Annotated in this window: 10 protein-coding genes, 1 other RNA gene and 1 riboswitch; of the genes, 6 read left to right on the top strand and 5 right to left on the bottom strand. The window is 63.8% G+C overall.

The annotated features are described in order from the left end of the window. Window positions 1-32: 32 nt before the first annotated feature. Together hisN and CU_RS07600 are read right to left on the bottom strand one after the other, a co-directional pair. A complete protein-coding gene (gene hisN, locus CU_RS07605; RefSeq protein WP_012360753.1) occupies window positions 33-854 on the bottom strand; it encodes a histidinol-phosphatase in 822 nt (273 codons plus the stop codon). A 23-nt stretch (window positions 855-877) separates the two neighbouring features. After that, window positions 878-1,753: an inositol monophosphatase family protein gene (locus CU_RS07600; RefSeq protein WP_407919459.1), complete on the bottom strand. Its 876-nt coding sequence runs from the start codon at window positions 1,751-1,753 to the stop codon at window positions 878-880. A 39-nt stretch (window positions 1,754-1,792) separates the two neighbouring features. On the opposite strand from CU_RS07600, the gene prfB reads away from it, so the two are divergent. Then, the gene (prfB, locus tag CU_RS07595; protein ID WP_012360751.1) at window positions 1,793-2,926 is read left to right on the top strand and encodes a peptide chain release factor 2; all 1,134 of its coding nucleotides are present in this window, start codon (window positions 1,793-1,795) and stop codon (window positions 2,924-2,926) included. Here the strand turns inward: prfB and CU_RS07590 are convergent. Next, window positions 2,923-6,432 (bottom strand): bifunctional proline dehydrogenase/L-glutamate gamma-semialdehyde dehydrogenase, encoded by a 3,510-nt coding sequence (locus CU_RS07590; protein ID WP_407919458.1) that lies wholly within the window; start codon window positions 6,430-6,432, stop codon window positions 2,923-2,925. The two genes, prfB and CU_RS07590, sit on opposite strands and share 4 nt — an antisense overlap. 428 nt (window positions 6,433-6,860) lie before the next feature. After that, the gene (locus CU_RS07585; RefSeq protein WP_012360748.1) at window positions 6,861-8,435 is read right to left on the bottom strand and encodes an AbgT family transporter; all 1,575 of its coding nucleotides are present in this window, start codon (window positions 8,433-8,435) and stop codon (window positions 6,861-6,863) included. A gap of 159 nt (window positions 8,436-8,594) precedes the next feature. Here CU_RS07585 and ftsE point away from each other — a divergent pair, with 159 nt between their 5' ends. The 5 genes from ftsE to ssrA all read left to right on the top strand — a co-directional run bounded on the left by ftsE (window position 8,595) and on the right by ssrA (window position 12,399). Beyond that, window positions 8,595-9,284 carry a cell division ATP-binding protein FtsE gene (ftsE, locus tag CU_RS07580; protein ID WP_012360747.1) on the top strand — a complete coding sequence of 230 codons (690 nt, stop codon included), beginning with the start codon at window positions 8,595-8,597 and terminating at the stop codon, window positions 9,282-9,284. A gap of 29 nt (window positions 9,285-9,313) precedes the next feature. Beyond that, on the top strand, window positions 9,314-10,216 hold the full coding sequence (ftsX, locus tag CU_RS07575) for a permease-like cell division protein FtsX (RefSeq protein WP_012360746.1): 903 nt from the start codon (window positions 9,314-9,316) through the stop codon (window positions 10,214-10,216). A 124-nt stretch (window positions 10,217-10,340) separates the two neighbouring features. Further along, the gene (gene smpB / locus CU_RS07570; protein WP_012360745.1) at window positions 10,341-10,877 is read left to right on the top strand and encodes an SsrA-binding protein SmpB; all 537 of its coding nucleotides are present in this window, start codon (window positions 10,341-10,343) and stop codon (window positions 10,875-10,877) included. A 34-nt stretch (window positions 10,878-10,911) separates the two neighbouring features. Further along, window positions 10,912-11,979: a hypothetical protein gene (locus tag CU_RS07565; RefSeq protein ID WP_012360744.1), complete on the top strand. Its 1,068-nt coding sequence runs from the start codon at window positions 10,912-10,914 to the stop codon at window positions 11,977-11,979. A gap of 45 nt (window positions 11,980-12,024) precedes the next feature. Further along, window positions 12,025-12,399: a transfer-messenger RNA gene (ssrA, locus tag CU_RS10370) on the top strand. Between the two features lie 206 nt (window positions 12,400-12,605). Here ssrA and CU_RS07560 read toward each other — a convergent pair. Then, a complete protein-coding gene (locus tag CU_RS07560) occupies window positions 12,606-12,983 on the bottom strand; it encodes a toxin-antitoxin system YwqK family antitoxin (protein WP_012360743.1) in 378 nt (125 codons plus the stop codon). Window positions 12,984-13,028: 45 nt separating this feature from the next. Beyond that, a riboswitch (SAM riboswitch) is annotated at window positions 13,029-13,115 on the bottom strand. Window positions 13,116-13,570: the final 455 nt, after the last annotated feature.

Here is a 13,570-nt window from a genome sequence, read left to right as displayed (position 1 = left end):
CGTCCTTTCTTTCTGTCTGCCCTGGGTCGGCGCTATTTATTCAACGCGGCGATGACGTCCTCGTGCAGCAGCCCGTTGGTGGCCACCGCGGAACCGCCGTGCGGGCCCGGGGTGCCCTCGACGTTCGTGAACGTGCCGCCGGCTTCCGTCACGATCGGGACGAGTGCTGCGAGATCCCAGAGGCTGACTTCCGGCTCCGCCGCGATATCCACGGAGCCCTCGGCGACCATCATGTAGGACCAGAAATCCCCGAAGCCGCGCAGCCGCCAGGTCTGGTCGCTGAGCCCCACCAGCTGCTCCCGCAGGCCGCGATCCTGCCAGCCGGACAGGGAGCTGATGGAGAGGCTGGCGTCGGCAATCTTGCCCACGCCCGACACGCTCAGCCGACGCGGCTGGGCAGACGGGGTGGAGTCCTCGTCGAAAGTATTCGGCACGGAGAAGGAGCGCCACGCCCCTGCCCCCGGGGCGGCCCACCAGCGGCGGCACAGGGCGGGTGCGGAGACCAGACCCACCTTCGGCACGCCATCCTCCAGCAGGCTGATCAGCGTGGCCCACGCGGGCACGCCCCGGACAAAATTCTTCGTGCCGTCGATCGGGTCGATGACCCACTGGCGGCCCTCGAAGTGCGCTTCGCCGCCGAACTCCTCACCCAGCACGAAGTCATCCGGGCGGGAATCCGCCAGGATCTCGCGCAGGCGACGCTCGACGGCGGTGTCGGCGTCGGAAACGGGGGTGAGGTCGGGCTTGGATTCGATGCGGAGGTCCTCGGCCTCGAAACGAGCCATGGTGATCTCGTCCGCGGCGTTGGCCAGCTCGAAGGCTAGTGACAGGTCATCGGAGTATGTGGTGCTCATGCCCTGGATCTTAGCCTCAAAAACTAACTGCCGATGAGCGCAGCCTTAACGCTCGCCACGGCTGATTCGGTGCCGGCTACCGACCACGTCTTGCCTGCTGCCTCGATCTGCTCGGCCACTCCGCCGGCGCCCTCCACGAGAGCCCGGCCCGGCAGCCAGTCCCAGGCAGCCACAGAATCCTGGATCCAGCAGCCAAGCTCCCCGGAAGCCACACCCGCCATGTCCACGGAGGCCGAGCCGAGCATGCGGACGGTCGCGAAGTTGCCGGTCACTGCGATCCAAGCGTCCCGAACCTCCGGCACGGAAAACAGCGGCGGGTGCAGGTAGGTGGCGACCACGGTGCGTTCCGCTGGGGTGTTCTTGAACTCCGGGACCGGCTGGGCGTCGCGGGTGGTGGGGATCTCCGGGCCACCAAACCAGGTGTAGCCCATCGCGGGGCGGTGGACCGCGCCGAAGATGATCTTCTCCGGGTTGTTCGGATCACCCTCCACCAGGGCCAGCGCGGAGCACCAGTAGTCCGAGCCGGTGGTGAAGTTATAGGTCCCGTCCACGGGGTCGATCACCCAGGTCCGCCCGCTGGTCCCTTCGCGCCGGGTGCCTTCCTCGCCAAGGACGCCATCCTCCGGGCGGATCGTCGCCAGCGCGTCAGTGATGAACTTCTCGGCGGCGCGGTCAGCGGCGGTGACGACGTCGGAGATGGAGGTCTTCGTCTCCGTCTCAAGCCCGGAGGCTCGCATGCGCCACGCCAGACGGGCGGCGTTATACACCAGCGCCTGGGCGAGGTGGTTATCGGTGTCGTCGACGTGCGCGACGATGAAGGTCTTGATGATCGCGTTGAGCATCTCCTCCGGCACCGGGGAGTTGCCGGTGGAGGTGGACGTATTCTTTGCCTTAGCCATACATTCCATTGTGCACACTGCCGGGTAGACTTGCGCACTATGCAACCGGATGTGAGCTCTGATCTGAAAGACCTGGAAGGCACCCTGACCACCATCGAGCGGGTGTTGGACCTCGACGAGCTGGACTGGCGCGCCCGCGAACTGGAGGATCAAGCCGCCGACCCCTCACTGTGGGACGATCCGGATCACGCCCAGCAGGTCACCTCGGAGCTCTCCCGCGTGCAAGCCAAGCTGAAGAAAATTCGCGAACTGCGCCAGCGGCTCGAGGACCTCCCGGTGCTCTACAACATGGCCGAGGAGGAAGCCGCGGAAGACCCCGCGGCGTCCGAGGACGCCGTTGCGATGGCGGAGGAAGAGCGCTCGGCGCTGCGGGCCGCCATCGAATCCTTGGAGATCACCACCATGCTCTCCGGCGAGTACGACCAGCGCGAGGCGCTCGTCAACATCCGTTCCGGCGCCGGTGGCGTGGATGCTGCGGACTGGGCAGAAATGCTGCTGCGCATGTACACCCGCTGGGCCGAGCAGCACGGACACAAGGTGGATATCTACGACATCTCCTACGCGGAGGAGGCGGGTATTAAGTCCGCGACCTTCGTCATCCACGGCGATTACATGTACGGCACGCTCTCCGTGGAGCAGGGGGCCCACCGCCTGGTACGCATCAGCCCCTTCGACAACCAGGGGCGCCGACAGACCAGCTTCGCCGAGGTGGAGGTCCTGCCTGTCGTGGAGCAGACGGACTCCATCGAGGTGCCGGATGCGGATGTTCGCGTGGACGTCTACCGCTCCTCCGGTCCGGGCGGGCAGTCCGTGAACACCACGGATTCCGCGGTGCGCCTGACCCACATCCCGACCGGCATCGTCGTGACCTGTCAGAATGAGAAATCCCAGATCCAGAACAAGGCCTCCGCCATGCGCGTGCTGCAGGCCAAGCTGCTGGAGAAGAAGCGCCAGGAGGAGAAGGCGGAAATGGATGCCCTCGGCGCAGGCGGCAACGCCTCCTGGGGCAACCAGATGCGCTCCTACGTGCTGCACCCGTACCAGATGGTCAAGGACCTGCGCACCGAGTACGAGGTCGGGGACCCGCAGAAGGTCCTCGACGGCGACCTCGACGGGCTCATCGAGGCCGGTATCCGCTGGCGCATGGCGCAGCAGCAGGAGGAGGGCGCCTAAGGCGTCAGTCCGTGGATGTAGCCGAAGCGGTGCTCGGTGGTGGCGATGTTCTGCTCCAGCAGCATCGTCAACAGCTCACGGTGGCCATCCGGTAGCACCGGCTGGTCGAAGATCTTCGAATTCGAATCGACCGCCGCCTCGTAGAAGGCATCCGGGCTCTCGCCCAGGGAGCGGATGCGGGAGTTCGCAGCCTTCGAGATCTCCGCGGCGAACACCAGATCGCTGGCGACCCGGAAGCTCTTGCCCAGCTCACCGAACTGCGCTGCTACCTCCTCGGACGCCGAGATATCCAGCTCGGTACCGGTGACCGCCGCCCCGAGCTGTAGGCGCAGGACGTCGCGTGCCTTGGCGTCGGCGTTGACGCGGACGCGCAGCGGCTCCAGCAGTGGTTTGTAGCGGAAGACGTTGGACTCCACGACCATCGCCGACTTGTCGTGCTCGACGCCGAACTCGACGGCCATGGCATGCGCATCGGACTCCGCTGCCCGGCGGAGCCACTCGTGATCCGAGTCCTCCAGAACCGGGGAACCCAGCCCGCGGAACTCGCGCAGCATCTGGGTGATGTGCGGCTCGACCGTCCCGGAGGTCAGCTCCTCGATATTGCCTTCGGTCCACACGCCCTGCTGGGCGACGTAATTCGGGCCGCCCGCCTTCGCCCCGGAGCCAATGGAGGAGCCCTTCCAACCGCCGAAGGACTGGCGCTGCACGATGGCGCCGGTGATGCCGCGCTCCACGTAAGCATTGCCCACCTCGACCCGCTCGCGCCAGTAGGCGGTCTCGTCCCGGTCGATGGTGTGGATGCCGCCGGTCAGAGCGAAGCCCGTGGAGTTCTGCCACTCGATCGCCTCGTCCAGGTCCTTGGCGTGCATGATGCCCGTGACCGGGCCGAAGGCCTCGTTCTTGTGGTACCAACTGCCCGGCTGTACGTTATCGCGAATGCCCGGGCTCCACAGTGTGCCGGTCTCGTCCAGCTGCTTCGGCTTGACCAGCCACTTCTCGCCCTTATCGAGCTTGCGCAGCGCCCGGTCCAGCTTCTCGCCGGGGGCCTCGATGATGCCGTTCATGTACGTGGAGATGTCGGTTCCGCGACCCACCTTGATGGACTCGACGGCATCGACCAGCTGGTTCATGAAGCGCTTGTTTTTGGACATCGAGCCCACGGTGATGATCAGGGAGGCTGCGGAGCATTTCTGTCCGGCGTTGCCGAAGGCGGACTGGTAGATATCCTCCACCGCAAGGTCCGGGTCCGCAGCCGGGGTGACGATGATGGCGTTCTTACCGGAGGTCTCCGCGTTGAGGACCTTGCGAGGGTCCCAGCTGCGGAACAACTGCGCGGTCTCCGAGGCCCCCGTGAGGATCACGGATTCCACATCCGGGTGGCTGATCAGGCGCTTGCCGGCCTCGTCCTCGTCGGCGTTGACCAGCTGCAGGAGGTCTTCGCCCACACCGGCCTCCCGCATGGCCTCGACGAAGACCTCGGCGATGCGCAGCACCTGCGGGGCGGGCTTGAGGATCACGGTGGCACCCGCGGCAAGCGCGGCCGTCACACCACCAACTGGGATCGCCACGGGGAAGTTCCACGGCGGGGTGACCACGACGACCTTGTACGGGGTGAAGGTTGAACCGCGGTGCCGGTCGAGCTGACGGGCAGACTCTGCGTAGTAGTGCGCCATGTCGATGGCCTCGGAGATCTCCGGGTCAGACTCCGCGATCGTCTTATCGGCCTCGAAAGCCGCGGCGGAGATCAGACGGCCACGGTAGTTCGCCAGGGAATCGGCGACCTTATCCAGCAGCTCGGCGCGCTCCGCACCGGTCTTCTGCCCCCACGCACCGTTGTGGGCCTCGAGTGCTCGCTGCACGACCAGGTCGATCTCCGCCGGGTCGGTGACCAGCGGGGACTGCGCCGGGCCCGGGTCGGCCTCCGGGGTGAGCAGACTCCGTGCCCATTCGCGGTTCTGCGCTAGGGCGGGATCGGTATCCGGCTCGTTGAGGAAGTTGCCCGGGATCGAGCCGCCCGTGGCGCCAACCTTGTCCTTGGCCTCCTGGATGCGGTCCTGGGTGCGGCGCGGCCCGTGGTAGGTCGTCCAGCGGTCGGCGACGGCATCCCGGAAGCGCTCCTCCTGGTTTTCCATCGGCGTCAGGCCGGTGTCGTCGTCCTCCTCCGGGGTGAACAGCGCGTACAGAAAGTTCTGCTTCGCACCGTTTTCCTCGAGGCGGCGGACCAGGTAGGAGACGGCGACGTCGAAGTCTTCCTTGCGGACGACCGGCGTGTAGAGGATCAGGTTGCCGGTCTTCTTCTGCACCTCGCTGGCCTGGGCTGGGGCCATGCCCTGCAGCATCTCGATGTCCAGCTGCGCGGCCACGCCCCGCTGTTCGGCGAGCTTGTGGGCGAGTGCCACGTGATAGACATTGTGGCTGGCCACGCCGATGCGGATTACCCCTGCGTTCTCCGGGTTGAGCACCCAGTCGATCAAGCGCAGGTAGTTGGCGTCCACCTCCGCCTTCGTGAGGTAAGGGGTCTGCGGCCAGTTGTGCATCTCCGCATCCACCCGCTCCATCGAGAGGTTCGCACCCTTGACCAGGCGCACCTTGATCTTCGCGCCACCCTGGGCCACGCGCTGCTTCGCGAATTCAGTGAGTCGCTGGAGCGCCTCAAAGGAGTCCGGAAGGTAAGCCTGCAAGACGATGCCGACCTCCAGGTCGAGGAACTCCTTCTCGGCGAAAAGTTCGGTGAATAGCTCTAGCGTGAGGTCGAGGTCCTCGTAGGCCTCCATGTCGAGGTTGACGAAGGTCGGCTTTCCGGATCGCCCCTGGCCCGCGCGCTTGGCTTCCCGGTAGAGCGGGCGCAGGCGGTCCTTCAGCCGGTCAACGGAGCCACGGAAGTCCCAGTGGTTGAGCTGGGAGACCACGGAGCTGGCTTTGACGGAGACGTACTCCACCTTCGGGTTCCGAATCAGGTCGATGGTCTGCTGCAGGCGTCGCTTGGCCTCCGCCTCGCCGAGGACGGCCTCGCCCAGCAGGTTGAGGTTGAGCGTGAAGCCCTTCTCCCGGGCGTCGTCGAGCATCGCGTCCAACGTCTCGGAGCCGGCGTCCAGCACCAGGTGGCCGACGGTGGAGCGCAGGTACTTTCGCGCGATGGGCATCACGACGTTGGGCAGGATGGGGGCCGCAATCGAGCCTGCCGTGACGAGGATCGTGTCGATCAGGCCGAGGAACTCGGGGGCCGGGTCGGTGCGCTTGAAGGGGGAAGCGATCTTCGCGAATTCTTCGGCCGCGACCTTGTTGTCCTCCGGTCGGGCCACGCGGTCGACGAAGCTGAAGGTGAACTCCACGCCGTGCGGGTCGTGAACCATGTCGGCCAGCTGCTTCGTGGCCGGCGCGGTTTCCTTGACCTCCAGCCAGGTGTCGGCCTGTTCGATGGCGACGTCGACGAGGCCCTCCATGTCCCTGTTCGGCGCGAGGTCCTGGTGTGCGGAGTGCTTGCTGTTCTCCTTGTGGGAAGTCATGATCGCTGTCTCTCTGTGTATGAGGGGGTCCCGTTGTTGGCCTGACTCCGTTGCAGTTTTTGGGGAGCCCAAAGAAGGCCTCAAACGGGCTGGGTAAGAAGAGGGGACCGGCTGCTCGGGGCGGGGGCGGTCTTAGACAGCGAGAACCGGTGGGCGGTCGCCAGGACGGCGGCGGCGATCGCGGGACAGCGCGCGCAGCCGGGTTTGCGTGACCCGGCTTAGCGCACCGCGGTACTGGGTGCTGTACCGGGCGATATACCCGGTGTCGCACCCCGCGGGAGAGACCGTGTCATTCCACATGCCCCAAATCTACGCCCTTTTCGGGATTGCTTCAGCAAGTGAAATAAAAACCGCGCACGCCCCGGGTGCTGGGGAGTGTGCGGTGTAAGCGGCGCCCCGCCGGAAGAAGGTCCGGCGGAACCTGGCGGTTAGGCCGGGTAATCCATCGAGGTACCCGGTCCCAGTGGGATGCCGAGCAGCCACCAGACGACGAAGAAGAGGAACCAGCCAATGAGCATCGCCATCGCATAGGGTAGCGCGAGCGACATCAGGGTGCCGATGCCCGAGCGCGAGTAGTAGCGCTGAAGGAAGGTCAGCGCTAGCGCGAAGTAGGGGCTCATCGGGGTAATGATGTTCGACGGCGAATCACCCATGCGGAAGAGCATCTGGGTGACCTCAGGGGAGTAGCCCAGGTACATGAACATCGGCACCACGATCGGAGCCATCAGTGCCCACTGCGCAGAGCCCGAGGTAATCAGCAGGTTCAGTCCGGCCACCAGCAGGACGAAGAGGCCGAAGAGCAGCAGCGGGGGAAGGTCCGCCTTCTGCAGGATCTCCGCGCCGGTGATCGCAGTCCAGGAGCCCAGGTTGGACTCGGTGAACCACGCCAGGAACTGGGCGACGGCGAAGAAAAGCACCATCATCGGCAGCAGCGTCTTCAACCCGCGGGCCATCCACTCCGGGACCTGGTGCCACTTCGTCAGAGTCTTGGCAACCAGGCCGTAGACCACGCCGAGCAGGAAGAAGCCGGCCGCGATGGGGACACCGACGTCCGTAATCAGGGGGCTTTCCATCACCGCGCCGCCCTCGCCCTGCAGCGGGGAACCCGGGACAAAGAGGGCGGCAAAGTACGCCGCGAAGAAGACGACGGCGGCGACCCCGGTCCACTTCAGGGCGCGGATCTCCTTGCCGCTGAGGGCGAGGTCCGCCTCCAGCTCGTCCTTCGTCATATCCTTGGCATCTTTGTCGAGCGCCGCGCTGCCTTCAGAATCGACATGCTCGGCGTTGCCAAAGGTCAGCTCTTCGTAGTTGATCTGGTCGTGGTCGATCAGTTCGAGGGCCTTCTTGTTGAGGTAGAGCTCGGTGACCGCGGTGATGATCAGCGCGAGGACGACCGCTGAAGCCATCACGAAGAAGTAATTAGCCAGCGGGGAGACCGCGTACTCGGCGTCCGCGATATTGGCGGCCGAGGTGGAAATACCCGCGAGCAGCACGTCAGTGATGTTGAGGACCAGCGAGGAGTTGAAGCCGGCCGAGGACGCGGCGAAGGCGACCATCGCACCGACGATCGGGGAGCGGCCCATCGCACGGAAGCTCATCGCACCGATGGGGATCAGGATGACGTAGACCGCGTCCGAGGCGACGGAGCCGGTCACGCCAGCCAGTGCGACGACGAAGGTGAGGCTCTTCGGACCCACCTTGCTCACCACCGCGCGCACCGTCGAGGCGATCAGGCCGGAGTGCTCCGCAATGGCCACGCCCAGCATCACCGTGATGATGAGCCCGAGTGGCGGGAAGCTCGTGTAGTTCTCGACCGCGTTGGAGACGATGGAAGACAAGCCCTCGGCGGAGAGCAGGTTCTTCACGGCGACGGTTTCGCCGGATTCGGGATCCTTCGCGCTGAGCCCGGCTAGTGAACCCAGCCAGGAGCTGACGAGGACCAGGCCGCCGATGATGACGAAGAGCCAGAACGGCTCTGGCAGCTTATTGCCGATTCGCTCCACCCAGCCGAGGAAACCGCCGACCCTTTCGGGTGCGCGCTCCTCCTGGTGGTCGTCGCTGCGGTCGGCTTTTTTGGTCGCTGTGCTTGTTCTCTGTCTTCTCGGCAGTCACACGCTTCCCTTCTATAACAGTTTCACCTTTGGTTCGCTAAGGTTAGAGCCGTGATCACTTTCGATAACGTTTCCAAGAGCTACCGGACCTCAACCCGGCCTGCGCTCCAGAGTATTTCCGCAGAGATCGAAAAGGGCGAGTTTGTCTTTCTTATTGGCCCTTCCGGCTCCGGAAAGTCTACTTTTCTGCAGCTCATGGTCCGCGAAGAGGTGCTGGACTCTGGTGACCTGCATGTCGCCGGGTTCCACGTCAACGCGCTAAAGGATAAGGAAGTTCCGAAGCTGCGCCAGCGCATCGGCTACGTCTTCCAGGACTTCCGCCTGCTCCAGAAGAAGACGGTCTTCGAAAACGTCGCCTTCGCCCTCGAGGTGATCGGCAAGAAGCGCCCGGATATCGAGAAGCTGGTGCCGGCCGCTCTCGAAACCGTGGGCTTGCAGGGCAAGGAGAACCGCTTCCCGCACGAGCTCTCCGGCGGTGAGCAACAGCGCGTCGCCATCGCCCGCGCCTCCGTCAACCGCCCGCTCGTCCTGCTCGCCGACGAGCCGACCGGAAACCTCGACCCGGATACCTCCGCCGAGATCATGAACCTGCTCAACCGCATCAACCAGCAGGGCACCACCGTCGTCATGTCCACCCACGACGACGTCGCCGTCGACTCCATGCGCAAGCGCGTCATCGAACTGCACAACGGTGAGCTCGTGCGCGACGACGCCCGCGGCATGTACGGCGTCGGCCACTAAACCGGGGCAACGAGGAAGGTTTAATACGTATGCGAAGTAACTTCATCACCCGCGAAGCCTTCGGTGGCCTGACCCGCAACGCCACCATGACGATCGCGATGATCATCACCACCGCGATCTCGCTGGCGCTGCTGGCCACCGGTTTTCTCATGACCACGATGACCGAGCGCACCAAGGATATTTACATCGACCGCATCGAGGTCATGGTCCAGCTCAAGGACGAGGTCTCGGTCGAGGACCCGGAGTGCGCGAAGCCGGACTGCGCCAAGCTCCGCGAGCAGCTGGAGGGCGACGAGGGCATCAAGTCCGTCACCTTCCGTAACAAGCAGCAGTCCTATGACCGCTTCGTGGAGCTGTTCCAGGACTCCGACCCGCGTCTGGTTGAGCAGACCAGCAAGGACGCCTTCCCGGCGGCCTTCCACGTCCGCCTGGAGGACCCAACCGACACCGCGCCGATCGATGCGGTGCGCGAAAACCCGGTGGTGCAGGACGTCGTCGACCAGGGCGAGGACCTGCAGGCGGCGACCCGCAACCTGGACTCCATCCGCAACGCGGCGTTCTTCGTCGCCGCCGTCCAGGCAATCGCGGCGATCTTCCTGATCGTGAACATGGTGCAGATCGCGGCGTACTCGCGCCGAGAGGAAATCAGCATCATGCGCATGGTGGGTGCGTCCCGCTGGTACACCCAAGCGCCATTCGTGCTGGAGGCCATCATCGGCGCAGTGATCGGTGCCGTCATCGCGGTGGGCGGCATGCTTGCCGGCAAGGCGCTGGTCGTGGACAAGGCGCTGGACTCGGTCTACCGGGCAAACCTGGTTGCGAAGATCACCACCGCCGATATCTGGCTGATGGCCCCGATCCTCGTCATCATTGGTGCCGCGGTGGCGGCGATTACCGCGCAGATCACGCTGCGCTGGTACGTCAAGAAATAGCGACCTGAGTGGAAGGGCTGGCTGATTGGGGATCGCTTGGTCCTTCTGTTTCCTCTTAACTGGCCGCATGTGGCCTCGGTTCGACTCCTTCGACGACAGCGCGGCTGGTAACGTGTGAGCAATCATGGCTAAGAAGAGCACCCCGGTGGATTCCGGGAGATCGAAGGGGAAGAAGGCCTCCGCACCACGTGGCGGGGGCCCGGCCGTCATTGCCACCAACCGCAAGGCGCGCCACGACTACCACATCCTCGACACCTACGAGTGCGGCGTGGTTCTCGTCGGCACAGAGGTCAAGGCCCTGCGGGAGGGCAAGGCCAGCCTCGTGGATGCTTATGCCACTATCGATGCCGGAGAGGTATGGCTGCGGGGACTGCATATCCCGGAGTACTCCCGCGGCAACTTCTGGAACCACACCCCGCGACGCGTGCGTAAGCTGCTGCTGCACCGCCGCGAGATTGATTCGCTGACGGGCAAAGTGCGCGACGGCAACCACACGCTTGTTCCGTTGCAGCTGTACTTCGTCGATGGGCGCTTGAAGTGCGAGCTGGCCCTGGCCCGCGGTAAGCAGGACTACGACAAGCGCCAGGACATCAAGCGCCGCACCGAGGAGCGCGAAGTGGTCCGCGAGCTGGGGCGCAAGATCAAGGGGATGAAGGGCTAGCCGCCGCCGGCCTCGAGACGAAGGGAGAACCGCCGTGGAGCACTGGCGGCTTACTCACCCGAGCCTGGGGTTGATTGAGGTGTGCGTCGGTCAGCCGGCCGAGCTCCGTCGTGTTGACCCGGGGTTCCCGCTGCTCAAGAAGGACGATGCTGATCCTGGTGCGGCGGCCAGCTCCGATGGCTTCGTCGAACTTGAGGCACCAGAGGGCGGGGCAAAGGTCGAGGTGGGGGAATTGCCCGCGACGCGGCCGGCTGAGCAGCATGCCGCAACCGGAACTGAGGGGGAGAAGGAAAACCCTGATGATGGGGTACGGGGAAAGATCGCCGAGAAGTTGGAGGCGTTCCTCGAGTACGAGGCACCTCCGGTGGTCGTGCTACAGCACGGCGTGCCCGTCTACCGGGAACGCAGCCTGAGCCAGCGCAAGGTCCGGCTGACGCCGACGGGCAAAGCCCCCAAGCAGATGGCCGACGGCGAGTTCTCCGATGTCCTGGACCCAGGGGTATCCGCGGCCCCTGCGATGTTGAAGTTGGACACCGCAGTTTTCGACCGGCACCTCATCCAGGTCGGGGTAAAGACCAAGAATTCCTTCATCTTCTTCGACCCGCCGGCTGGTGCTCCAGCTGCGAAGCGTGCTGCGAAGATGGAGGCCTCGCCCGTCCGGCGGTGGCTCTATCCGCTGCTCGGTGGGCTCGGTAAGAGCGGTTGGGCGATCTTCGCCTTTCTTGTCGTGCCGATCCTGGGCAAGATCCTCGCCGCGCTGCTGGCCCCGATCATCGAGTTTCTTCAACGGCTGATACCGGATATCAATTGGCCGGAGATTCCCTGGCCCGAGATACGGCTCCCCAAGATCCCGTGGCCGGATATCAACTGGCCCACAATCCCGTGGCCGCAGATCGATCTACCGAGCTTGCCTGAGCTGCCGGACTGGCTCGTGTGGCTGCTGGACCACCCGAGGTTCTGGGTGCCGATTGTGGTGGGGGTCGTTGTAGGAATCATCGCGGTGCGCAACGCGCGGCGCTCGCAGAAGGAAAAGCTGCACTGGCAGCGGCAAAAGATGGCAACGGCATTGAACGCGCTTTACGAAAAGCGAAAAATGCAGTAATCTGAACCATCCTGCTGAGACGCAACTTCCGCAGCAGGCTTGTATGGGGCCGACATGGTTTCGACTTCGTGCATTGAGCTAGGGGAAGCGTGCCGGTGAAGGCAGATGACCACCGTAAGCGTCGCTGCGATTTCTAAGCGCCGAGAACACTCAGCGCGACTACGCCCTCGCTGCCTAATTCAGCGACCGCGTGTCTGTCGGCCTAAGCTAGCCTCTGGCTTAGCACCCGGCATCGTTTAAAGAGGCTTGCTGTGCAGCTAGGTCACTCGAGCTGCACGGGACATCTTAGAGTGACTGGGCTCATCGTCCGGGCTGGTTCGCGTGACCCGGAGAGCCGAGCAGAGATGACAGCGAACTGCGCACGGAGAAGCCCTGGCGAAGTCGCGAAGGACGCGGGTTCAATTCCCGCCGGCTCCACGATTGACATCACCCCAGTTCAGAAATGAGCTGGGGTTTTGTCGTATCAACGCAATTTAACTGGCGGATTATGTGATCCGTGGTCTCCTCGGGGAGCCCCTGAGAGGCGCGTAACGCTCGTGGTGCTGCCCCTTTAGTGACTATTTTGTTTCCCTTTTAGGGGGAAACACTTCAGCGAGCTGTCTCACAGTGGAATTCTGGGGCCGCCCCTAGTCCAGGGGCCCGTAGCCCTCGGGTTCGACCACGCGTGGCCAGCCGATTCCAGACCGAGAGATGGTGAACGGTCCGGAGTGGAGAATCTGGCCCTCTTCGTCGAAGAAGGTCCCGGTCACGGGGTAGGAGGGGCCGTAGTAGGCTCCGTCCTCCGGGTCGTTATAGGTTGCTACGGACTTCAATCGACCGCTGGGGTAAAACTCGCAGCCGTAGACCAATCCTCGGCGTTGAAATACGCCGACCTTCTTAGGCGTGCCGTCTTCGTAGTATTCGACTCCGTGACCCTCGCGGTAGACGTCCCCCGTCTGTGGATCGATGCTCGTGCCACCGGAATATTTGAGCTCACCGCTGTCGTAGAAAATCTCGCCCCGCATTTCTTCTCCTTGATGTTGGTCGGGTGGAAGACCACATAAAAAGAATACTCATCGTTCAAGCTGGAGCACCTTGCGCGTCGGTAGGTTGCTGAAGGGTCATCGAGCTTGTCTCTCGCCTTCTCTTTATGAATAACTCCAGGCTAGCAGGCAGCTATCGCACTCGCGCTGCCTGGTTAAACCGGTGGTGACGATGACCGTGAGCTTAGGTAGGCGATGGCTTGGTCAGACGAGCTGCGCGGCCACAGAGCGGGGGAGTTGCCGTCAAGAGCTCTGGGGCGATGTGAAGAGCTTCCTGGGGGAATTCCAAAAAGCAGCTGCCTGAAATTAAGGCAAGCGTGACGTTTCCGCAACCATGGCTAAATGGTGATTTATCACTACTGTTATTGGGGTCACTTTTCTGATTCGCGACTTTGTCGGTGAGCTTAGCGGCCGCGAGGAAGGCGTCCGGAGCAAAGGCTGCCTGATCTGCGAGAAGGGTGTTTATTCGGGAACTATAGATGCTTATTCTGTTTCTCTGTTTTTATTAAAGTGACGGCCCGCACATTATGTTCGTCCTGTTTTTAGCGATAGCGGTTGGTTCTATTTAC

Source organism: Corynebacterium urealyticum DSM 7109 (assembly GCF_000069945.1).
GTDB lineage: Bacteria > Actinomycetota > Actinomycetes > Mycobacteriales > Mycobacteriaceae > Corynebacterium > Corynebacterium urealyticum.
This window is presented reverse-complemented; position numbering and strand designations above follow the sequence as displayed.